The following is a 22,143-nucleotide window of genomic DNA, read 5'->3' as shown; positions in this document are numbered from 1 at the left end:
ATTATTTAACTTCAAAATGCACAGGGTCAGCTACAAGGCTTTTGAAATTTGGCAAATTTCTACCTGCTTCTGTGCGTGAATTGTATGGACCGATAAGATATTTTGTAGTTGATTGTCCATTACTTGATGTTCCTGCATAGACTCGGTAGCTGTAGTTGCTGATTTTTTTCAAAAATTCTTCACTTGGCTTGTTTGCAAAAGAACCAACTTGCACATAGAAGCCTTTTTCAGCGACTTGACCATTTTTTGAAGTGTCCATACGCGGTGTAGCTACCCCTTCAAAAGCATTGGCAACACTACCTGTCGCTTGGGCTGGTTTGCTCGGCTCTGGCTTTGGTGCTTGGCTAGGTGTAGGGGTAGGTTTGGCTACTTCTGGCTTTTTGGTTGCATTTGTATTGGCTGGGGCTGTAGTGCCTGTTGTTTGTGCTACTTTAACCGGTTCTTGTTTTTTTGGCGTTGCTGGATTGGTTGGTAATACAGGCCGATTCTGCGTAGTTTGAGTTATTTTGGTGCTTGGTTGCTGTTGTGTTGGTTTTTGAGCCGATTTAGGATCTTGCGTTGCAGGTGTGGCAAGTGGTGGTATGCTAGGAGATTGCGTTGATGTGCTTTGTGCCGCTGGATTTTTAGGATCGCGACTGCGAATATCATCAAGAATCTGCTGGAATCTATCATCATTACCCGCATTTTTGTCAAGAGGCACATTCTCAAACTCACTCTTTTGAGGCTCTTGGATAGGGGTAGATTCTATTGGGGTTAAGCCGTTGTTGTTTGCTATGGTTTGTTCGCCAAGATCCTCTTCATCACGCGTGATAACAAAAATCACAGCAATTAAAATACACAAAAAGATAATCGCCATACCAATCATCATCATCAATTTTTTGGTGCGATTTTGTTTTTGTAAGTCATCATCGTTGATTAAAATATCATTCAATTCTCGTTTTGTTTCCATCTTTGCTCCTTAATTGATTTAGTTACATATGTCTTGCCCACGATGCTCCACGCTCTTTTGCATAAACATCATAAGGCAAACACAGGATATTAAAATGCGGGGGCATTTCATCATTTGGAAATACTCTCCATTCTTTTGGACAATGCTGTGCTAACTTCATAGAAAGAGTTTTTATCAGTCGTTTCCCTTCACCAAGTTCGGTATGCCCTTTATGTATATAAAGATGTAAGTGCCCGGGAGTTTTGGTAGAAAAGGCAGTAAAGTTCAAAAAGCCTTCCTCCCGTAAAAGCAGCTGCGCACGATGATAGAATCTCTCTGGATTGCGTCCATTATAGTCAAAGACGATATTCTCTACCTTTGTGCCTCTACCGAGTAAAAGTGAGTGAGCGATTGTAATTTCTCTACGAAAATGCTTATTAATAAGCATAGAAGTTAGCATAGAATCTACTCGCTCATATTTGTCATAGAGAATTCTCCCCATATGACTTACCTTTGTCCCCAATCCGCTGACACGCTGATAATAATGGGAAGTATCCATTTTTATCAGTTTCAGATCCATTTCAGTCACAATCTACCCCCCTAAAAAATTGGTCGCTCATAGATTCTAAAATCTCGTGAAAAGTCTTTAATTTCTTTTTTGATTTTATGCTGCAAATCAACATTGGCAATATCATCAAGAATATCAGCAATCCACTTGCCAATCTGCTCAAATTCCTTTTCCTTCATATCCCTTGCTGTAAGGGCTGGAGACCCAATCCTTATACCGCTTGTAACAAAAGGAGAGCGTGTTTCACCCGGGACGGTGTTTTTATTCACCGTTATCCCTGCATTCCCAAGTGCTAAATCTGCATCTTTACCGCTAAAGTCGTTATTAAGGAAGCTCATAAGCACAAGGTGATTTTCAGTTCCACCGCTTACGAGATTATAATTGCGTTGAATAAGAATCTTAGCTAATGCTTGGATATTTGCCTTGACTTGTTTAGCATACACTTTCCATTCAGGCTTTAGATTCTCTTTAAATCCAACTGCTTTACCTGCGATAACATGCATAAGTGGTCCGCCCTGAATCCCGGGAAATACAGCTTTATTAATCTTTGTTATCAGCTCTTCATCATTTGTTAGAATAGCTCCTCCGCGTGGTCCTCGCAGTGTTTTGTGTGTTGTTGTCGTAACGATATGGCAATGTGGAAAAGGATTTGGATACTCTCCAGCCACTACAAGCCCAGCTATATGAGCCACATCACCCATAAGTAAAGCACCAACAGAATCTGCAATCTCACGCAACCGCTTAAAATCAAGCTCACGAGTATAGGCTGAAAATCCACATACAAGGATATTTGGCTTGATTGTTTGAGCTTGAAATGCGAGTTTGTCATAATCAATATAGCCATCAAGCTCAACCCCATAAAAAAAGCTTTGATAAAGTTGCCCGGAGGTGCTGACTTTCGCTCCGTGCGTGAGATGTCCGCCGTGGCTCAAATCCATTCCTAAAATCTTATCATAAGGTTTAAGGAGTGCGGCATACACAGCAGCATTGGCTTGTGAGCCTGAATGAGGCTGGACATTGGCAAAGCTTACACCAAAAAGTTGTTTTGCTCTATTAATGGCAATTTCTTCAATCTTATCCACAAACTCACAACCACCATAATAGCGTTTAAAAGGGTAGCCCTCAGCATATTTGTTGGTTAAAATGCTACCCATAGCCTCCATAACACTAGGGAATGTGAAGTTTTCACTCGCTATCATCTCCAAATGATCATTTTGTCTCTCAAGCTCTTTTTCTATGAGTTCATAAATTTCAAAATCTTGCTCTTTTATCGCGTAGCTCATTGCTTCTCCTTGTTTGTTTGGTCTGTTTGGGTGGCGTTATCGCTCGGCATTATATCAAAATTTGTTTTACTTGGCTTTAATGCGGGGAATAAAATCACATCTTTAATGCTTTTTACATTGCTTAAAAGCATAACTAAGCGGTCGATTCCTATGCCTTCACCCGCAGTTGGTGGCATTCCGTGTGCTAAAGCCCACACATAGTCTTCATCCATATATTGTGCTTCTTCATCTCCGGCATCTTTTGCTTTAACCTGCTCTTTAAAGCGTTCAAGTTGGTCAAGTGGGTCATTAAGCTCACTAAATCCGTTTGCTATCTCTTTGCCGCCGATAAAAAGCTCAAATCTATCAGCAATGTCCGGATTCTCATCATTGCGTCTTGCAAGCGGACTAATATCAATAGGGTATTGTGTAATAAAAGTAGGATTAATAAGCTTATGTTCCACAAACTCATCAAATGCCTCGCCCAAGAGCTTTCCATAGCTAAAAGAGCTATCAACCTTGATATGCCTTTCTTGAAGTGTTTTGAGTAATAATGCCTTATCTTCAATGACATTTTTCTCCAAACCACCTATAGTTTCCAAAGCTTCCTTGTAGCTTAAAATATGCCATTTTGTAAAATCAATATGTGTGTCATTATGCTCTAGAATCTGCGGAAGATTAAGCTTTTCTAAAAGATATGTAAAAAGCTCTTGTGTGAGCGTGATAAGGTCTTCATAAGTTTTATATGCCCAATAAAATTCAATCATACTAAATTCTGGGTTGTGTGAGTGGTCCATTCCTTCATTGCGAAAATTACGATTAAGCTCAAAGATTGCCTCAAATCCACCAACAATAAGTCGCTTAAGATAAAGCTCTGGAGCAATACGCAAATATCGCTCTACATCAAGTGCGTTGTGATGAGTGATAAAGGGACGCGCATTTGCACCGCCGGGAATTGGGTGTAGCATAGGTGTTTCTACTTCTAAGAACCCTTTTTTCTCAAAAAACTGCCGCACACACGAGATGATTTTGCTTCGCAATTTAAAAGTCTCTCTCACATCTTCATTGACAATTAAATCCACATAGCGTTGGCGATAACGCAGCTCTATGTCGCTTAACCCGTGGAATTTCTCAGGTAGTGGCACAATGCTTTTACTTAAAATCTTAAAGCTAAGTGCGTGAATGCTAAGCTCACCGGTTTTGGTTACAAACGCATAGCCTGATATATTGATAATATCTCCCACTTCTAGAATCTTCTTAATATACGCAAAGTCTTCGCCTATGTCATTTTTTGAAACATAAGCTTGAAGTATCCCACTCTCATCTTGAATCTTAATAAAACAAGCTTTGCCCATTAGACGGATAAAACGCACTCGTCCTACAATAGATTCTTTAGGAGCGGATTCTGTGGATTGAGAGTCTGTATGTGTAGAATCTTGAGCTGTAAGATGGGCATATTTTTGTAAAAAATCATTATTACTTATAGTGCGTTGTGCATCGTTGGAATAAGGATTTAAGCCCTCTTCACGCATAAGCTGCATTTTTTTAATACGCTGTTGAATATAAAAGTTAGAAAACATCTATAGCCTTTCTGTCTGTGTAGGTGTGTTTTGCGTGGATACATCATTAGAATCTTTGCTAGAATCTTCACGCTTTGATTTCATCTCTTGTAGTTTGGTTGCTTCTTGCAAAAGCTCTTCCACATCTTTGAAAGTTTCTTGTTGAGCTCTTTTGATAACTTGGTTTAAATCCTCTTGGGCTTTGTCAAGCTCACTTTTGACATCATCAATGGTATTATCAAGTGTTCCATCAAGGTTAAGATTCTCTTTTACCTCCTGAATCTGCTCAAGATTCATAATTTTTATGGAGAGATTTTTCATCATAGGAAAAATAGAGCTATTTTTTTCAACATTTTGCGAGAAGTTTTTGAGCCAAGCGATTTGCGAGATTCCAAAGACGATGATTGATAGAAGTAAAAAAGCCTTGCAGAATCCAAAAAGTAGTCCAAAAGCCTTATCAATCCCAGCTAATGGCGTAAATCGCACCATACGGAACAAAATTTCTCCGACAAGCAAGAATCCTGCCCAAATCAGCGTAATGATAATGACAAAGCCCACAAGAGAGTTAAGCTCTGGCGTATTGAGATCATAGACATTTTGTGCAAACCACTCTCCAAGCCCACTATAGAATCTTGAGGCGAAAAATATCCCAAATAAAATACCTAAAAAACTTGTCAAGCCTCGTATGACTCCTTGCCATATCCCCCTAAGAGAGAGTAAAACAAGCAAAACAATAATTCCTATGTCTATATAACTTAGTTTATCCATAATCTAAAATCCTTAATAAAAATATTTCATTTGGGCTTTAAAGGCGATATATTAAACGATTTTGCGTTATTTTGCAAGAGTTTTAGCTTATTTTTTGGTAAGGTATTTTAGAATCCTGCTTTTTTTACCCTTAAAAATAATAAAATTGAGAGCAAAAATCAAGGAACTTGCATAATGAGTGCATTGCAGAATTTAGGCAAACAGATTAAAAATTTCAGCGAACTTGTCGCCTTTGAACATACTATTTTTTCAAGCAGTTTTATTCTTATTGCGATGGTTGTAGCGAGTATGCAGCAGTATGGAGTTGCGTGGTGTGGCTGGGAGACATTTGGGCTTTGTGTTTTGGCATTGATAACTGCTAGGAATTTTGCAATGGGCTTTAATCGTTTCAAAGATAGGGATATTGATGTGCAGAATCTCCGCACAAGTAAGCGACCAAGCGTTGATGGACGCATTAAACTATCCGCACTTATTGCCTTTAACATCATAAATGCACTGCTTTTTGTGGCAGTGTCGTATTTGATTAACAATCTTGCATTTTATTTGAGTGTGCCATTTTTGATGATTTTGGCGTTTTATTCTTACACAAAGCGTTTGAGTGCCATAGCTCATTGGGTGCTTGGAGTATGCTTAGGGTTAGCTCCTATTGCTGGGGTTATTGCCGTTATGGGAGAAGTGCCTTTGTGGAGTGTTTTACTCTCTCTTGGCGTGTTGTTTTGGGTGGCTGGGTTTGATTTATTATATTCTATTCAGGATATGGACTTTGATAAGGCTAAAAATCTCCACTCTATACCCGCTTATTTTGGACTTAAGGCGACATTGTGGATTTCGCGTTTGTGTCATATCTTGGCGGTGGCTTTTTGGGCATATTTTGTGTATGAGGCACATTTGGGTGTGGTTGCGTGGATAGGTGTGGGAGTGGGGGCTTTAATGTTATGCTATGAGCAGTATCTTGTAAGCGTGCATTTAAGCAATATTCCAAAGGCATTTTTTGTTACAAATGGATATTTGGGCATTATGTTTTTTGTGTGTATTTTAGTGGATTGTGTGGGAGTAATGTATGGATATTAAAGAAATATTACAAGCTCATGGCATACAAACGCGTATAGTGCCTTGTGAGCTTGAAGTGGCTTTTGCAAAAGCAGAAGAGAATCTTAGTGCATATAAAAAGGAGTTTGTTGCACTTTCCCAACATCGTTATGGTTCTATTACGCAGTGGTTGAATAAAAATAAATCTAAAAATCGCCTAGAAGACACCGATGAAGTCCTGCTTGAGCTGCTTGTGGAGTTATACCAAAAGGTGGAAAATATTGAGCAGATTCTGCTGAATAAAAGCTTTGCCTATGTGCCTTTGGGTGCAGAGGGGATTGCAAACTTTGTGGGGCATAGTGTGCTGTGTATGCCAGAGAGCGTATTTGAAAGGGGACAGGAGTATTATTTGCGGATATTTTTACCTGCATTCCCAAAACGCCATATTGGAATCTTTGCACATTCCATTGATGAAAAGATTGTCGTTTTTACGCAGATTCATCAAGGTGATGTTGGGGATTTTGATAGTTTTGTGGCACAAATGGAGCGGCTAATGATTTTGGATTCTAAAAGTGTAGTAAAAGGAGTGGAGTGATGTTTGGAGTTTCAATGAGTAGTATGGCGATGATATTTTCGCTTATATCCATAGCAATTGTGTGTTTGATAGCCTTTTTGAGTTATAGTCGCTCTTTGGAGATTCATAAACGCATGCGCCGATTTGAAAAGGGTATGGAGGATATTAATGGAGAGATTTTTAAGATTCATAAGTGGATTAAAGATAGTGAGCTTGAAAGTCAGCTAAGCTCCACAGCGTTGAATACCAAAATCAAAACAGAATCTGCTGATGCGGTTAATAATTCGCTTGTGAGCGTATATCGGCAGATTGAGATTTTAGAAGCACAATTTAATAAAGAGCGTTCATATATTGAAGAGAAGCTTGTAAGCTTAGAAGAGAAAATCCGCGAGTTTGGCTACTTCCCAAGCTCAAGCACAAATATAGACCAAAAACGCATTTTAGGAATGTTTCGCGATGGGTGGAGTATAGATGCGATTGCAAAAGAGATGCGTTTAAGCAAGGGTGAGATAGAATTTACCATCAAACTTGCAGATATTAAGGAATAAATCCATACAAAGGAGAAACAAATGAAAAATCACACATATGCCAAACGAGTAGAGCTACTTCAAGAATCTACGACAATCGCCATAAGCACACTAGCACAGGAGCTAAAGGCTCAAGGGCAAGATGTTTTGAGTTTTTCAGCAGGTGAGCCGGATTTTGACACACCAGAGGTGATAAAAGATGAAGCCATTAGGGCATTAAAGAGTGGTTTTACAAAATATACAGCCGTAGCTGGGATTGTGGAGCTGCGTGAGGCTATTCAAAATAAGTTTTTGCGTGAGAATGGATTAGCATATGAAAAGAATGAGATTCTTGTTAGCAATGGTGCAAAACACTCGCTTTTTAATGTATTTCAGGCTTTGATTGATTCTGGTGATGAAGTGATTATCCCTTCGCCTTATTGGGTTACTTACCCAGAGCTTGTAACCTTCAGCGGTGGAAAGCCTGTTTTTGTTGAGACAACACAGGAGAGTAATTTTAAAATAACGCCAAAGCAGTTACAACAAGCCATCACCCCAAAAACAAAAATATTTGTGCTTAACACTCCTTCTAATCCAACAGGTATGGTTTATACCAAAGAGGAGCTAGAGGCACTTGCAGAGGTGCTAAAAGATACAAATGTATGGGTTGTAAGTGATGAGATGTATGAGAAGCTTATTTATGGCGTGAAATTCACTTCTGCTGCGGCAATTAGCCAAGATATGTGTGAGCGCACGATTACTATTAATGGTCTAAGCAAGTCAGTAGCAATGACGGGGTGGCGTATGGGCTATCTTGCGTGTAAGGATAAAAAGCTTGTCAAACTTATGGATAATCTCCAAAGTCAATGCACTTCAAATATTAACTCCATTACGCAAAAAGCTTCTATAATAGCTCTTAAGGGCGAAGCAGATAATGATATTGAAGAAATGCGAGTGGCATTTGAAGAGCGTATGCGGTTTGCGTGTGATGCGATTAATAATATTCAAAATCTTAGCGTTATTGCTCCACAGGGTGCGTTTTACTTATTTGTCAATATCTCTGCCCTGCCTCAGTATGGAGCAGATTCTATGAGCTTTTGTCAAGCATTGCTAAAAGAGCAGTGTGTGGCGTTAGTGCCGGGCTGTGCTTTTGGTATGGAGGGCTTTGTGCGACTTTCTTTTGCGTGTTCTTTAGAGCAGCTTGAAGAGGGAGTATCGCGTATTGCTAAGTTTGTTAAAACACTGCTTTAATTCCTTTGGGTAGTTTAAAGAGATGGGGATAAGAAAAAGCATAGCTTTTGTGAGTGTTTTGCTTTTGTGTGCTTGGTGGTGCATAGCCACTGATGAAAGCCCAAAAACGACACTTGATTTAAGCGAGCATACACTCATCTCTTCCCTAAGATTAGAGAATGAAGAATCCTTTGCTTCACATCTGCCCACACACACCTTAGATTCTATAACTTATTTTGATATTCCAAATGCTCAAGCTTCAGCTCACGCAAGTGCAATTACAAATATCCGCTCTGTGAGTGATAAGGATTTTATGTTACTATATTTTGCAGGGAGCAGAGAGGGAGCTAGAGATGTGGGGATTTATCAAAGCTTTTTTACTTTTAATGATAGCAAGGCTTTGGGTAATGAAAGTAAGAGTGAGAATCTTGGCACTTGGAGTGAGCCACATCATCTTTTAGATGCACAAAAACTTTCACAACTTAGTGGAAAATTTATCAAAAAGCTAGGCAATCCTATCACTTTTGTGGATAGGCAAAATCGTGTGCATTTGTTTGTTGTGGGAGTGAGCTTAGGTGGTTGGGCGACAAGTAAGATATATTGGCTGTGTTTAGATTCTACATTGCAAAATCTTAGCTTTGTTAGGGAGCTACATTTAAGCCCATTTTTAAACTTTTCTCATCTTGTCCGCACCCCGCCAATGCTTAAAGAAGATGGCGGATTTATCTTGCCAATTTATCACGAGCTTGCAAGGAAATATCCACTCCTGCTTGATTTTAGCTCCACATTAGAGCTAGATTCTATAATAAAGCCCTTAAATATTCACTCACAGCTTCAGCCTAGCTTTATCGCATTAGATTCGCACACTGTTTTTGGGGTATATCGCAATCACAAAGCTTATGATAATGTGCTTTTCACATCATTGTGCGATGAGTTTTGTCAAAGCCCAAAGCGGAGCAATTTGCAAAGCTTTGATTTTTCTTCCGTGCTTTTTACGAGCCTAGATTCTATCTATTTGCTTCATAATCAAACACAAAGGAAAAGTGGCAATAAACGCGAGGAGCTGTGGATTATGTCTCTTAATCAAAAAAGCTTAGATTCAGAATCTGTGAGCTTTGAGCCTGTGTTGAAGCTAGATACACTCCTTGATAATGAAGTGTCTTATCCAAGCGTGGCTGTGGGCGATGAGTTTATCGCGGTTGCTTACACTTATGGGCGTTTGCATATTCGTGTTGCATTGATACCAAAAGCAGTATTGAAAAATTATGCTACACAAGGAGGGCAAAAGTGAATGCTGTCAATCTTGCCATAAGTATTGGGCTAAATATCATCACTCTTGCGGGAATTGTGTGGTGTTGTTCTAAGCTTAGCTTTTTATCTCATTTTTTTAGCTCAAAAAAAGCTTTATTGGGCATTGGTGGAGTGTGGATTCTTATCTTTAATATACCCTTTATGGAATGGAGCTTAAAAAATTATGCTTATGCGTTGTTTGATGTGCCAAGTATGATGCTTATATTGCTATGTTTATATTATTTGATGAAGTTTTATATAGATGGTTGTGTTGATATAAAGCAGGGTTTTTGGGATAAGTCATTTTTCCCTCCAAGCGTGCAGTATGTGTGGATTGTGCTTGGAATTTTTCTATACTTTGGAATCTTGGGCTATGGTTTTGTGGATATTTACCATTTAGAGTTTAGAATAACGCTTTTTATTTTATGCGTAATATCCATTATATCCTATGGCTTAAGCACTCTCACAGGTTGGGGGATAATCCTTTGTATCATTGCTTACAAAATACAGATTCTAGGGCAGATGAGTATTTGGGAGTATTGCATTGACCCATTTTTATGGACTTTGTGTATTATGGTAGCGTTGTGGCGAGGCTTTTGCTTTGGGTATAGAATCTGTGTTGGAGCGAGAAATGGAAAGAAAGTGGCTTGAAAAACTTCTTGTCAAATCAATTGTATTTGCGTTATTTTTGTTTGTTTTGTTTTTTGTAATGAAGCTTAGCTTTGTGCTGTATAGTGGCGTACATCACGGGGCTATCGGGGAAGTTAAAAGCTATATGGAATATGTCAATACTTTTTTTAATGGGTTGCGTTATGATTCAAGGCATATCGCAGGACTAAGCCTTGCGTATTTTGTGCTTGGATTATTATTTTTTTGGACGGAGTTTCGTTGGTTTATATTATGGATTTATGCGTTGATTGTTGTTGTTTTGAGTTTATTTATAGGTATTGCAGAGATTGTTTTTTATCAAATTTATAATGATGTGTTTAATGCAAATTTGCTAGGACTTATTTTTGATGACCAGAAGGCAATTTTCCATACAGGCATAAGTGGGCAGTATGGTATTACTTCAAAAGTGCTACTTTGGCTTTTTCTTAGCTTTGTGTTTATGTGGGTATATACAAGAATCTCTGGGAAAATTACACGAGAATATGGCAAAGACCCACTAAGCTCCATTCGCTCTCGCTCTACACGCAGAGAATCGGCTCTAGCAACTTTTATTCTTTTTATCTTTTTTGCATTTTTTATGATGATTTCCATTAATTCTGCTTTTAGTTTTAAGGGTATAAGCTTAGACCAAGCCTTAAAGCCTGTTGAAAATACTTTTTTGCGTAAAGCCTCACCGGGTGCGTTTAGGGATTTATATTTGGTGTATCGTGGGTATGCGAGGATTTCAAACTCACGCTTTAGCGATTATACTACGCAAGATCCACTTGAAGTTGTGGAGGAGTATTTTGAGCTAGATTCAAAACAGACACAATATAATCTTAAAGATTTGCTAGAAAAGAAAGTAACTAATAGCACAGGGCAAAATATAGAATATGTGTTTTATATCGTAGCTGAATCTTTGAGTGAATGGCATTTTGATGAATATTTTGATGAGATTGGACTGACTTCTGGGCTAAAATCGCTTCTTAAGGATAAACACGGCGTAAAAATTGGCGTGTTTTTAGAAAATGCTGGTTCTACGATTAAAAGTATGGATGTGCATCTTACAGGGCTTTTCCAAACTGAAATACCGGTGAATTCCTTGCTTGGCACTTTAGAGCCTTTTGTAACCGCTCCGGGTTATATTATGAAAAATTTGGGTTATCAAAATAACTTTTATTATGGTGGGAGTGGGATTTGGCAAAAGCTAGACCAATACACTGCTACACAGGGCTTTGAAAAGATTTATTACAATACCCAGATTATTGAAAATGCAAAGCTTAATGGCTACTCTGCACCCTATGAAGGCTTGTGGGGAGCGTATGACCATCATCTTTTTGCACTTGTGCGGGACAATACCTTTAAAGAACGCAACAAGCCAAGCTTTAATATGATTCTTACAACTTCCAATCACCCGCCCTATGATGTGCCTTTGGAGCAGTTTAATGTCCCTTTAAAAGAAATTGAGCGATTTTTTGCCAAGTCATCACACTACAAAGAGAAGAATCCTCGTCTTATAGGGCATATTTGGTATCAGGATAAGATGATTACTCGCTTTATTGAGGAAGTTTCAAAAATCTTGCCTAATTCCTTGTTTGTGATAACAGGTGATCATTATGATAGAGAGTATCCAAAAGTAGGTGCGATGCTTAAGGCAAATAATACCATTCCACTTATTATCTACTCTCCAACACTGGAGATAAAAAAGCTCGCAAATATCGGCTCTCACATTGATATAACACCAAGTATTGTAGAGCTTATCGCACCAAATGGCTATACATACCATAGCTTTGGCACACCACTTGCGAGCAATGAGAATATGGCATTGAGTGAAAAAAATAGTGCATTGGGCTATTTTGCCATCGCTACGGATAGGTTTATTGCTAATAAAGATGGCGAGATAGAGTATTTTAATGAAGGCACGGCTCAATATAACGATAAAGAATTGGCAAAATCTCTTTATAAGCGACTGGAACAAGCCACGGCATTGAGCTGGTGGATTCTAAAAAATGGCTATGAAGTTAAAAATGAGAAGAAAGCCAAGTAATCAAGCTAAGCTAAATGGGTTGAGTGGATTTAATGGATTTAAAAAATGGAGAATATGATAAGTTTTCGTCAAAGTGCCGATGGCTCTATGAGTGCGTATAATGCGGAATTTGATGAGTGTTATCATAGCTTGAAAGATGGGGCATTGAATGAGAGCTTGTATAAACATATCTATCCCTCTTTGTGGCATTGCAAAACGCATTATGGCGATACTTTAGAGGCTTTGCCAAATGCTCTATATGTGCTTGATATATGCTTTGGCTTAGGCTATAACACCTTGGCACTTTTAAGCACGCTTACACGAGGGCAGATTCTAGGAGTGCCATTTGCATGCAAGGTGAAGATATACTCGCCAGAAAAAGATGAGAGTGTCTTTAAAATGCTTCATAATCTCACCTATCCGCCATATATGAGCGATGTTTTGCAACTTAATGAGATGTTAGAGCATTTTGAATCTGCTAGGCAAGTCAGTCAATATGATGGGAAAATAGGCGATATGGAATTTGAGATTTATCTTTATAAAGGCGATACACTTGTGTTTTTGGAAAATCTTAAGCGGGATTTATGCGGTGAGTTTCACATTATTTTTCAAGATGCCTTTAGCCCTAAGAAAAATCCAACTCTATGGAGCAAGGAATATTTTGCCTTGCTTTATCATCTTTTACACCCACAGGGCATTATCACCACTTATTCCCAAAGCAGGGCAGTGCGTGAAAACGCCATAAATGCGGGATTTAGAGTATATGACTATAAGGCAAATAATGTTCGTGGAAGTAGCCTTATAAGCAAAGAATCTTTGAATTTAGAAAAACTTAAGGAGATAAAATAAAATCGCAATTTAGTATAGAGAGTGCCTCGCTACCCTAGCATAGCCATTAAACATAAAATCAAAAAAACGAAAGTTAAAGAGAAAGTGATACAATGCCTTTGAGATTGTCCTTAAGAGGTGGCAGCCTCTTAAGTGATAGCCTACTTTATTGTAAAGGAGGCTAGAATGGATAAGATTTGCTCCAAAATCTTAGCTACCATTATACTACTATGTCTTATAGTAGTATAATGGTAGCTAAGATTATCCACGCTCTGCCCTTTGACTAATGGGCAGGGCATCTTATCCAACCTCTTAACCAGTCGCCTTTTGTATTTTATGCTATTGCAAGATTTTTTGTTTTGGCATTGCCTTTTGGTGCTTGTATGGCTTATGCTTTATTATTTGTTTGAATCTACGATAGTATCTTGCAATGAGAAACATTAGAATCTTAAATACCCTTATACTTCCCAAGTTTCATACGCTTTTTTCACAACTTCAATCACGCTATCCATACCACCTGCAAGGGAGAAAAGCCAATATTTGTGTGCGTAAATAAGCTCAGCTTGTTTGATGAGCTTAGATTCTTCATTGTTTGTTGGCATAACAAGAATTTTAGCAATATCCATTTCTTGATGGAATATATAAGATTGTATCGCGTCCATAAAGCATTCTCTAAACCGCCTATCATCAAAAAGTTCTTTAACCTGCTGGATTCTATCAATACACTCTTGCAACTCTTTAGAATCTAGTTCATCTAGTCTCCCCTCTTTATTGAGTAGCTCAAGCCGCTCTGTGAGTGCTGCCACTTCCAAAAACACCTCTTCAACAAAAGCTTTATCTTTTAATCCTAATTCAATCCATTCAAGCGTTTTTTGCCGCACTTTTTCTAAATTTTTCTCATACATTTCTTGTGTGGGGTAGGTGAGTTTGATGGGCTGCTTTTTGTGCGAAGTGTCAATAAGCTTGATAGATTCAGCAAATGGAATCTCCTTTGTCCCTGCAATCCTAGCTCCACCTTCAGTAGAGTTAATCACCTCAATGGGATAGGGGGTGTTGGCAATGTCTCGTTCATAAAAGGTTAAAAACAGCTTCCATACAAGCGTGGATTCTATCTCGCCTCCACCGCCATATTTTTCTACCATAACCTTTTGTCCCTTTTTTTCTATGACTTTGGGGTTTATCTCATTTGCACCATATACGGCATTTTTAGCGTGAGAAGTGCCATCTTCACCAAAGGCTAAATCCTGTCCTATAATGATACATCGCTTGAATCTAGCGTGAGCAACAAGCTCGTATGCCATATTTGCCGCACTCATACCAATACCCAAATAGCCGTATTCAGCAATTTCAAAATAGTTTGTATAGCCAAATGGACGCAATGAGTATTGCACCAAATCCCCCTCTAATGCGTCCTTTAGCCTTTTATGCACAATAGAAGTAATAGCAAAGACAATGCCATCTCTTAGCTCTTTTGGTGTATCTTCGTAAAACTTCGCCGTTGGCTCTACGCGTTCTAATGAAAAGACAATATCAGGTTTAATGCCCTCTCTTACTAAGATTGGCAATGAAGCATCAATGCAAAAAATAGTCGCATAGTCTTGAATCTGCTTTAAAAGCGGAAGTTGTTTGCTAAGACTTGGACCGGTGGCTACGATAATAGCTGTATCTCTGCCTTTAATCTGTGCGAGTAAATCAAGCAAAGTCGGGCTTTGAATCACGCTTGGGATATTTTGTATATGCTGTTGAATACCAACAATAGAATCTCGGCTATCATTCCCCACACTGATGACACTATGCTCAATAGCACGGATAAAAAGCTGATTGATTTTGATATATAAATCCGCATAAGCGTTATAATAGGCATTAAACAAATGCAAATCATAGACTTTGGAGTAAATTTTCGCATCGCGATTAGTGGAGAATAAAATATCAATGCCTGTGAAATCCACACTTGTAGCATCAATAAACATAATGCGTTGCTCTAAAATATCTCGGCTAAAATCCATAAAATGAAGCACAATAAAAAGCAGCTCTAATTCTGGCTCTAGCACAACTATGCGTTTAAGAAGCTCATTTTGTAATAAAACCTTAAAAAGCACACCATTGCCCACGCCAAAAAAATATAAATATGGATAGTGTGAGTATGCTCCAAACTCGGCGATTTTGGCATTTGTCTCGTCAAGGGGATTGTGTTGAAATAAAGGCGTATTTGTGCGTTTATCAATGATATTAATATTTAAAACATCACTGCCTTGAAACACTTCATAGTTTTGATTTGGGACAAAATCTTTAAGCTTTAAGGCAAGGGCGGGGGAACGCACCGCCAAAGCTGAAAGATTAAGAGAGAAAAAATCCTGCATAGCGTATTCTTAAAGTTTTAGGTTATTAGAACTTTAGGGCGATTATTGAAGCAGTCTAAGAACATTTTGTTGCACCGCATTAGCTTGAGCCATCGCAAAGCTACCACTTTGTGCCAAAACATTATGCTTAGAGAATGTCGCAGATTCAGAGGCAAAATCCACATCGCGGATTTGAGATTCTGCGGCTTTGACATTAACTTGCGTAACAGAGACATTGTTAATCGTTGCAACAAGCTGAATCTGAGCCGAACCAATATCCGCTCTTAGTTTGTCAAGCTGAATCCGTGCAGATTCTGCCATATCCATAACAACCATTGCACCCTTAAGGCTTGTAACCCCAGCACCAATACCATCAAAATGTAAGTTTGCTTGAGCCACATTAGCGTTTGCCCCACACGCTGAAGCGATGTTTGCGTCCATTTCACCACGCACAGAGCGGAGATTTGCCGTATATTCTGAAATACCTTGTGCAGAGTGGAATCCAATATGGCTAAAGTTTATCCCGCTTACAATAATATCTCTCGCATCTGTTCTAATAAGCGTTAAACGCCCCACAATGGCGTGATCTGTCCCGGAGATTCCAGCGAAGTTTCCACCACCAAAGACTTTACCACTATCGTCCTCTGTTTGAATGGAAATCGCCCTTCCATCAAGGCTTCTTACATTTATCCGCCCTGTAATGTCTGTGTAAGCCTCACAGCCTGTCCTCTCTTTGATTGAGTTAATGGCATTAAGCAAACGACCATCGGAGTCATTTTTACGCACATCATTGACATTCCCAATCGTTACGCCATTGATGACAAGTCCTCGCACCGTTCCAGATAAAACCGGCACATCACCTGTTGCCATAACACTCCACGCAGCACGCACACCAAGCGTATCAGCGTGTTTGTTGATGACTTCTGTGAGAACACCAATGCCTGTCCCAGCAGAAGTTGAAATTTTTACCGTTTCAAGTTCAAAATCGTGCTTTCCATCAACTTGGCGGAATTTTAGCATTACTTCACTTAGGTTGTTTGCAGCACCAGAGGCGAGCATTCCCTCCCCTGCAAATGAGCTGCTTTCCATTCTCACGTGTCCTATTTTATCCGAGCTTGTTGGACCAATAGAGGCTTTGACCGTTGTATTTGAGTAAGCCCCAATTTGAAATTCTTTGTTTGAAAATGCACCGGAAAGCATTTGTTGTCCGTTGTAGCTTGTAGTGTTGGCGATATTGTCTAGCTCTTCTAAGAGGCGGATAATATCACTTTGTAATGCCTTTCTTGTCTCTGTGCTTTGTCCATCTTGTGCGGCTTGAATGGCTTTTGTCTTAATAGTATCTAAGATTTTGAGCTGTTCGTCCATTGCTTTATCAGCTACTTGAATCATACCAATAGCATCATTGGCATTTCTTACAGCTTGTCCCAAGCTCTCACTTTGGCTTCTCAAACTATCGGCAATCGCCATACCTGAAGCGTCATCTGCTGCTTTATTTAATCGCAAACCAGAACTTAACTTTTCAAGTGAGCTATGCAAACTTCTATTGTTTTGCACACCAATGGTGTGGGCAGTTAGGGCGGAGATGTTTGTGTTTATCCTAAAACTCATTTTTGCATCCTTTGCTAAAGTTTTTTTGTTTATGCCGATTAAGCAAAAGGCATTCCAATTTTTGCAGTCTATATTTTGCTTTTTGTAGAAATTCTGTTTAGAATCTGTGCTAAAATCCGCTTTTACTTTTTATATGGAACTAGAGGGGCTTTTATGAAAGACTTAATCATTGTAGAATCACCAGCCAAAGCAAAAACAATCAAACATTTTTTAGGAGACAAATATGAAGTCCTTGCTTCAAAAGGACATATTCGCGATTTGCCAAAATATAGCTTTGGGATAGAGATTGAGAATAAACACTTTGAGCCACAATACACCATTAGTAAAGATCACGCCGATGTTGTTGAAAAGATAAAACAAGCCCATAAAAAGGCAAAAACAACCTATATCGCAACCGATGAGGATAGAGAAGGGGAGGCGATAGGCTATCATATTACACAGGCTTTGAAGCGACCTTATGATGAGTTTCCGCGCATTGTCTTTCACGAGATAACCAAAAATGCCATTACACATTCCTTGGAAAATCCTAGAAAAATTGATATGGCAAGGGTTAATGCACAACAGGCTAGGCGGCTGCTTGATAGGATTGTAGGCTTTAAGCTCTCTCAACTTATGAGTTCTAAGATTCAAAAAGGGTTGTCAGCTGGGCGTGTGCAAAGTGCGGCTTTAAAAATCATCGTAGATAGAGAAAGGGAGATAGAGGCTTTTAAGCCAACAATTTATTTCAATATAGGGGCGATTTTTGCCACACAGGGCGGAGAAAAAAATAGCGATATAGAATCTGAACTCATCGTGTATAATCAAAAGCTTGAAAAACTCTCGCTCCAAGATTCTAAGCTCGTAGAGCAAATGTGTGAAAACATTAAAAAACAGCAATTTTACATTAAAGAAATCACTACAAAAAGCAAGAAAACGCCCACGCCTCCGCCATTTATGACTTCTACATTACAACAGAGTGCTTCAAGTCTGCTTGGCTACTCACCTACACGCACAATGAGTATCGCTCAAAAGCTTTATGAAGGGGTAAATACGAGCTTTGGGACGATGGGGGTTATTACATATATGAGAACAGATAGTCTAAATATCGCCAAAGAGGCTCAAGATTCTGCTAGGGAGGTGCTTTTAAAAACTTATGGCAAGGAATATGTCCCGGCTAAAGCTAAAAATTACAGTACAAAGTCTAAAGCCGCTCAAGAGGCTCACGAGGCTATCCGCCCGACAAATCTCGCTTTTACTCCAACTCTTGCTAAAGAGTATTTAAAGCCTGATGAGTTAAAAATCTATACATTAATCTATAATCGCTTTCTTGCTTCACAAAGCCAAGATGCGGTATTTGAAACGCAAAACATTCTTTTTGCCCCAAATGAAGCAAATGATGAGATTGTGTTTAAAGCAAGTGGGCGGAAGCTTGTGTTTGATGGATTTTATAAAATTATGGGGAGTGATGATAAGGATAAACTTTTGCCCGAGTGTAAGCAGGGGCAAAGTGTAGTGCTAAAAGAGGTAAAAAGTGAGCAAAAATCCACAGAGCCTTCCCCTAGATATTCTGAAGCAAGTATCATTAAAAGTATGGAGACTTTAGGTATAGGGCGTCCATCAACTTATGCACCAACAATTGCCTTGCTTGTGAATAGAGAGTATGTGAGGCTAGAAAAAAAGCAGCTTGTGCCACAAGAGAGTGCCTTTAAAGCCACAGCTATGCTTGAAGAAAATTTTAATGAGATTGTAGATTCGCATTTTAGCGCAGGGCTTGAAGATAAGCTTGATGAAATCGCACAGGAGCGTATGGATTGGCAGGTGGTGCTTTGGGATTTTTATGACCCATTTATCAAGAAAATAGAATCTGGTAAGAAAAATATCACTTCACAAAAAGTCAATATCCCCACAGGCGAGATGTGTCCGCAGTGTGGAAAGGAACTCGTGCAGCGACAAAGCCGTTATGGAGAGTTTATCGCGTGTAGTGGTTATCCAAAGTGTAAATATATTAAGCCTAATGAGAGGAAACCACAAGAGAATGAACAAGCAGATTCTACGGAATATGGAGAGTGTGAGAAATGCGGCAAGCCTATGGTAAAGAAGCTTGGGCGTAATGGAGAATTTATCGCGTGTAGTGGCTATCCAAAGTGTAAAAATACAAAATCACTGCAAAATAAAGCAGAGCCAAAGAGTGTGGAAGGTGTGGCGTGTCCGGAGTGCGGAGGGGAGATAGTGCAGAGATTTAGCCGCAGGGGAGCGTTTTTTGGCTGTAAGAATTACCCAAAATGTAACTTTATCTCAAAGTTTCAACCTACTGCCCAAAAATGTGAAAAATGCGGTGGGGCAATGTGTGAGAGGGAATATCGCAAAAAGCAAATGCGTGAGTGCCTGAAATGTAAGGACAGAGTGGAGATTTAATCTAGCTTTTATAGGTAGCCTAAAAGCTAGAATCTTGGTGGTGTTGAAAGCTTGAAAATTTTAGTGCGGAAGCTTTGTAGTTTGTTGTTTTTTACATTAGGGTTTGAAACAAATAAAATCCGCTAGATTCTCACACTCACAGGTTCTTTGTTTGTAAAATACAAGGCGTGGGTGTAGCCGATACTTTTAGCCAAATCGCATAGCTTTTCATAACCAAAGCCTATGTGTTCTAAAGCGTGAGCGTCCGAGCCAAAAGTAATGGGAATGCCCTTTTTGTAGGCTTTTTGTAGAATATTGGCTGATGGGTAGGCTTCTTTAATAGGTTTTCGCAATCCGGCTGGATTTAGCTCTATGGCAAGATGATTATCAGCAATAGATTCTAAAGCAAGGTTAAGATTGGGGATTTGAGAATCTGGGAGCGTATGCCCAAAGAGTTTGAGCAAATCTATATGCCCAACAATTTGAAAAAGCCCTGTTTGTGCCATTTGTGCTATGGAGTGGAGATACTCGCCCCAACATTCTTCTATATTAATTTCAGCGTATTTGCCGATAAACTCAGGATTATCAAAGCCCCAATTATCTAAAAAATGCACGGAGCCGATGAGATAATCAAAGGGATATTCTAGCACTTGAGATTCTATGAAATATTCTTTATTTAAAATATAATCCACCTCCAAGGCACACAAAATTTGAATCTGCCCTTGATAGCATTCTTTGAGAGAGTGAATCTTCTCACAATACCCTAGCAGCTCATCTTTAGACATACGATACTTTTCATCAAATGCCATAGGTGCGTGGCAAGAAAAGCCAAAAACATCAATCTTTTTTTCTATCGCACAAGCGATATACTCCTCCATACTTCCTGTGGCGTGATGACAAAGGGTTGTGTGATTATGTAGGTCAATACGCATATTTTGCCTTTGTTGAGTTGGGTTTTATTTGCAATGAGATTCTATAATGGCACACTTACAAATGGCTTAGATTCTGCTATAACTTAAAATATAACAAAGGGGTTTTTATGAAAATTTCACATTTATTCTTTAGGATTGCTTTGGCTGCTGGGCTTATGATAGGGATTCAGGGTTGTTTTGTGGATTTATTACAACAGGAAAATAAGGAGAATCTTTTAGAATCTAAACAGGAATGGTATGTGTATAAGATTGTCCTGCACGATGCTAGAGAGCTAACTCCTGTGTGGGAGGGTGCAAAATCAACAATGATTTTTGACGCTGATGAAAATCGCATTTTTGGCGTGGGTGTGTGTAATAATTATTTTGCAACATTTGCACTCATTGGCAAAAAACTGCAAGTAAGCGGGATAGGCTCATCTCGCCGTATGTGTGAAGAGAATGAGGGAATGAATTATGAATTTTGGTTTTTTAAAGCACTTGATGGAGAGTTTGCTGTTAAAAAGAAGGGTGATAAAATGGAGCTAAGGGGCAATAAGGCGACTTATTATTTGCAATATAAATGAAAACTTTATATTCTCAAGCACAAGGGATTTTTGAAAGTAAGGGATCAAAGTTTTTAGCTTTTTTAGTTCCTTATGGTGAGTTTGAATCTTTGCTTACCTCTCTTAAACAAGAACATCTTAAAGCAGTTCATTTTGTGAGTGCTACGCGGCATTTGAATGAGTTTAAGCAGATTCTAGAATCTTTTGATGATGATGGAGAGCCAAAGGGAAGCAGCGGAATGCCAAGCCTCAATGTTTTGCGTGGGGAGAATCTCATTGATATTGGCGTGATTGTGGTGCGGTATTTTGGCGGGACATTGTTAGGTGTTGGAGGGCTTGTTCGGGCTTATACGAATGCGATAAAAGATGCCATAGATTCTGCAAAATCACAAGGGCTTTTGGAAGATTTTGTATTGCGTGAAAATCTTAACTTTGAGATTGACTATGCCTTGCTTTCACAATGCGAGTATATGGCAAAGAAGCTAGGCGTGGAGCTAGTTAAAGAATCTTTTTTGGAAAATAGCATTGCTTTGCGTTTAGAAGGAGAAAAGGAGAATATAGAGAGCATAAAGGCAAAATTTGATAAACAAATTTGATTTAAGCAGATAGAGCCTATTCATTCAAAGTGGGTATAATACCGACCTTGAGATTTTGAGCTAAGATTCTAAAAAAGGAGTGAAAAAATGGAATATCTTTATATAAAGGCATTTCATATTGTTGTGCTTGTGTCGTGGATGGCTATGTTGTTTTATTTGCCGCGATTATTTGTCTATCACGCTACGCATAGGGATAATGCGGAGTTTGTGGAGATTGTTAAGCTTCAGGAGATAAGGCTATATAAGTTTATTGGCATACCTGCAATGGTGCTGACAATTGCCACAGGTGTAGCGATGATAGCTCTAAACCCAAGTCTGTTAAAACCTGCAGATTCTGGAATCTGGCTACATATCAAGCTTACAATCGTGTTGTTGCTTGTGGTGTATCATTTTGCTTGTGGATACTTTATTAAAACTTTGGGTAATGGCTTGTGCAAGAGAACACATACATTTTTTAGAATTTTCAATGAATTCCCAACAATCGCCATTATTCTCATTGCGTTTTTAGCAGTGTGTAAGCCTTTTTAGGAGAGTGAG

20 protein-coding genes are annotated in these 22,143 nt (G+C 39.0%); 12 read left to right on the top strand and 8 right to left on the bottom strand.

Translation table 11 applies throughout. The features are described from left to right. Position 1: 1 nt before the first annotated feature. From EBF12_RS00305 to EBF12_RS00285, 5 genes are read right to left on the bottom strand one after another with little or no spacing between them, the layout of a single operon-like run. A complete protein-coding gene (locus EBF12_RS00305) occupies positions 2 to 949 on the bottom strand; it encodes an SPOR domain-containing protein (RefSeq protein ID WP_121725874.1) in 948 nt (315 codons plus the stop codon). A 22-nt stretch (positions 950 to 971) separates the two neighbouring features. After that, positions 972 to 1,517, bottom strand: coding sequence for a DUF1882 domain-containing protein (locus EBF12_RS00300; RefSeq protein ID WP_121725873.1), 546 nt, complete (start codon positions 1,515 to 1,517; stop codon positions 972 to 974). 11 nt (positions 1,518 to 1,528) lie between these two features. Beyond that, positions 1,529 to 2,779, bottom strand: coding sequence for a serine hydroxymethyltransferase (locus tag EBF12_RS00295; RefSeq protein ID WP_121725872.1), 1,251 nt, complete (start codon positions 2,777 to 2,779; stop codon positions 1,529 to 1,531). Beyond that, positions 2,776 to 4,338 (bottom strand): lysine--tRNA ligase, encoded by a 1,563-nt coding sequence (gene lysS / locus EBF12_RS00290; RefSeq protein ID WP_121725871.1) that lies wholly within the window; start codon positions 4,336 to 4,338, stop codon positions 2,776 to 2,778. The genes EBF12_RS00295 and lysS overlap by 4 nt, the downstream gene beginning before the upstream one ends. Further along, positions 4,339 to 5,085, bottom strand: a complete 747-nt coding sequence (locus EBF12_RS00285; RefSeq protein ID WP_121725870.1) for a CvpA family protein — start codon at positions 5,083 to 5,085, stop codon at positions 4,339 to 4,341. A 174-nt stretch (positions 5,086 to 5,259) separates the two neighbouring features. On the opposite strand from EBF12_RS00285, the gene mqnP reads away from it, so the two are divergent. From mqnP to EBF12_RS00245, 8 genes are read left to right on the top strand one after another with little or no spacing between them, the layout of a single operon-like run. After that, entirely contained in the window at positions 5,260 to 6,156 is an 897-nt protein-coding gene (gene mqnP / locus EBF12_RS00280; protein WP_121725869.1) for a menaquinone biosynthesis prenyltransferase MqnP, read from the top strand. After that, positions 6,146 to 6,709 carry a hypothetical protein gene (locus tag EBF12_RS00275; protein ID WP_121725868.1) on the top strand — a complete coding sequence of 188 codons (564 nt, stop codon included), beginning with the start codon at positions 6,146 to 6,148 and terminating at the stop codon, positions 6,707 to 6,709. Before mqnP ends, EBF12_RS00275 begins: the two co-directional genes overlap by 11 nt. After that, positions 6,709 to 7,236: a hypothetical protein gene (locus EBF12_RS00270; RefSeq protein ID WP_121725867.1), complete on the top strand. Its 528-nt coding sequence runs from the start codon at positions 6,709 to 6,711 to the stop codon at positions 7,234 to 7,236. Before EBF12_RS00275 ends, EBF12_RS00270 begins: the two co-directional genes overlap by 1 nt. A gap of 21 nt (positions 7,237 to 7,257) precedes the next feature. Next, positions 7,258 to 8,445 carry a pyridoxal phosphate-dependent aminotransferase gene (locus EBF12_RS00265; RefSeq protein WP_121725866.1) on the top strand — a complete coding sequence of 396 codons (1,188 nt, stop codon included), beginning with the start codon at positions 7,258 to 7,260 and terminating at the stop codon, positions 8,443 to 8,445. Positions 8,446 to 8,494: 49 nt separating this feature from the next. Then, entirely contained in the window at positions 8,495 to 9,715 is a 1,221-nt protein-coding gene (locus EBF12_RS00260) for a sialidase family protein (protein WP_244196263.1), read from the top strand. Next, complete coding sequence (locus EBF12_RS00255; protein WP_121725865.1) at positions 9,712 to 10,365, top strand: hypothetical protein; 654 nt, start codon at positions 9,712 to 9,714, stop codon at positions 10,363 to 10,365. Before EBF12_RS00260 ends, EBF12_RS00255 begins: the two co-directional genes overlap by 4 nt. After that, on the top strand, positions 10,346 to 12,409 hold the full coding sequence (locus tag EBF12_RS00250) for an LTA synthase family protein (RefSeq protein WP_244196262.1): 2,064 nt from the start codon (positions 10,346 to 10,348) through the stop codon (positions 12,407 to 12,409). Before EBF12_RS00255 ends, EBF12_RS00250 begins: the two co-directional genes overlap by 20 nt. 45 nt (positions 12,410 to 12,454) lie before the next feature. Then, a complete protein-coding gene (locus tag EBF12_RS00245) occupies positions 12,455 to 13,237 on the top strand; it encodes a tRNA (5-methylaminomethyl-2-thiouridine)(34)-methyltransferase MnmD (RefSeq protein WP_121725864.1) in 783 nt (260 codons plus the stop codon). Between the two features lie 437 nt (positions 13,238 to 13,674). On the opposite strand, the gene EBF12_RS00240 is transcribed toward EBF12_RS00245, so the two are convergent. Then, on the bottom strand, positions 13,675 to 15,576 hold the full coding sequence (locus EBF12_RS00240) for a motility associated factor glycosyltransferase family protein (protein WP_121725863.1): 1,902 nt from the start codon (positions 15,574 to 15,576) through the stop codon (positions 13,675 to 13,677). A gap of 42 nt (positions 15,577 to 15,618) precedes the next feature. Then, positions 15,619 to 17,163, bottom strand: a complete 1,545-nt coding sequence (locus EBF12_RS00235; RefSeq protein ID WP_121725862.1) for a flagellin B — start codon at positions 17,161 to 17,163, stop codon at positions 15,619 to 15,621. Positions 17,164 to 17,316: 153 nt separating this feature from the next. Between EBF12_RS00235 and topA the strand changes: the two genes are divergently transcribed. Further along, entirely contained in the window at positions 17,317 to 19,557 is a 2,241-nt protein-coding gene (gene topA, locus EBF12_RS00230; protein WP_121725861.1) for a type I DNA topoisomerase, read from the top strand. A gap of 122 nt (positions 19,558 to 19,679) precedes the next feature. Here topA and EBF12_RS00225 read toward each other — a convergent pair whose 3' ends face one another. Beyond that, positions 19,680 to 20,468 carry a histidinol-phosphatase gene (locus tag EBF12_RS00225; protein ID WP_121725860.1) on the bottom strand — a complete coding sequence of 263 codons (789 nt, stop codon included), beginning with the start codon at positions 20,466 to 20,468 and terminating at the stop codon, positions 19,680 to 19,682. Positions 20,469 to 20,575: 107 nt separating this feature from the next. Between EBF12_RS00225 and EBF12_RS00220 the strand changes: the two genes are divergently transcribed. The 3 genes from EBF12_RS00220 (at position 20,576) to hemJ (ending at position 22,134) form a co-directional block, all read left to right on the top strand. Beyond that, on the top strand, positions 20,576 to 21,031 hold the full coding sequence (locus tag EBF12_RS00220; RefSeq protein ID WP_121725859.1) for an META domain-containing protein: 456 nt from the start codon (positions 20,576 to 20,578) through the stop codon (positions 21,029 to 21,031). Next, the gene (locus EBF12_RS00215; RefSeq protein WP_121725858.1) at positions 21,028 to 21,606 is read left to right on the top strand and encodes a YigZ family protein; all 579 of its coding nucleotides are present in this window, start codon (positions 21,028 to 21,030) and stop codon (positions 21,604 to 21,606) included. Before EBF12_RS00220 ends, EBF12_RS00215 begins: the two co-directional genes overlap by 4 nt. Before the next feature lie 87 nt (positions 21,607 to 21,693). Further along, on the top strand, positions 21,694 to 22,134 hold the full coding sequence (gene hemJ / locus EBF12_RS00210) for a protoporphyrinogen oxidase HemJ (RefSeq protein WP_121725857.1): 441 nt from the start codon (positions 21,694 to 21,696) through the stop codon (positions 22,132 to 22,134). Positions 22,135 to 22,143 lie beyond the last annotated feature (9 nt).

This window comes from Helicobacter labetoulli, from assembly GCF_003670275.1.
GTDB classification, from domain to species: domain Bacteria; phylum Campylobacterota; class Campylobacteria; order Campylobacterales; family Helicobacteraceae; genus Helicobacter_C; species Helicobacter_C labetoulli.
Note: the sequence above shows the minus strand (reverse complement) of the source record. Positions and strands in the feature narration are given on the sequence as shown.

Coding starts and splice junctions, on each gene's coding strand:
- EBF12_RS00225 (WP_121725860.1), bottom strand. CDS start 20,468: ATGCGTATTGACCTACATAATCACACAACCCTTTGTCATCACGCCACA.
- EBF12_RS00250 (WP_244196262.1), top strand. CDS start 10,346: ATGGAAAGAAAGTGGCTTGAAAAACTTCTTGTCAAATCAATTGTATTT.
- EBF12_RS00305 (WP_121725874.1), bottom strand. CDS start 949: ATGGAAACAAAACGAGAATTGAATGATATTTTAATCAACGATGATGAC.
- lysS (WP_121725871.1), bottom strand. CDS start 4,338: ATGTTTTCTAACTTTTATATTCAACAGCGTATTAAAAAAATGCAGCTT.
- EBF12_RS00215 (WP_121725858.1), top strand. CDS start 21,028: ATGAAAACTTTATATTCTCAAGCACAAGGGATTTTTGAAAGTAAGGGA.
- EBF12_RS00275 (WP_121725868.1), top strand. CDS start 6,146: ATGGATATTAAAGAAATATTACAAGCTCATGGCATACAAACGCGTATA.
- EBF12_RS00270 (WP_121725867.1), top strand. CDS start 6,709: ATGTTTGGAGTTTCAATGAGTAGTATGGCGATGATATTTTCGCTTATA.
- EBF12_RS00240 (WP_121725863.1), bottom strand. CDS start 15,576: ATGCAGGATTTTTTCTCTCTTAATCTTTCAGCTTTGGCGGTGCGTTCC.
- mqnP (WP_121725869.1), top strand. CDS start 5,260: ATGAGTGCATTGCAGAATTTAGGCAAACAGATTAAAAATTTCAGCGAA.
- EBF12_RS00220 (WP_121725859.1), top strand. CDS start 20,576: ATGAAAATTTCACATTTATTCTTTAGGATTGCTTTGGCTGCTGGGCTT.
- EBF12_RS00285 (WP_121725870.1), bottom strand. CDS start 5,085: ATGGATAAACTAAGTTATATAGACATAGGAATTATTGTTTTGCTTGTT.
- hemJ (WP_121725857.1), top strand. CDS start 21,694: ATGGAATATCTTTATATAAAGGCATTTCATATTGTTGTGCTTGTGTCG.
- EBF12_RS00295 (WP_121725872.1), bottom strand. CDS start 2,779: ATGAGCTACGCGATAAAAGAGCAAGATTTTGAAATTTATGAACTCATA.
- topA (WP_121725861.1), top strand. CDS start 17,317: ATGAAAGACTTAATCATTGTAGAATCACCAGCCAAAGCAAAAACAATC.
- EBF12_RS00245 (WP_121725864.1), top strand. CDS start 12,455: ATGGAGAATATGATAAGTTTTCGTCAAAGTGCCGATGGCTCTATGAGT.
- EBF12_RS00235 (WP_121725862.1), bottom strand. CDS start 17,163: ATGAGTTTTAGGATAAACACAAACATCTCCGCCCTAACTGCCCACACC.
- EBF12_RS00265 (WP_121725866.1), top strand. CDS start 7,258: ATGAAAAATCACACATATGCCAAACGAGTAGAGCTACTTCAAGAATCT.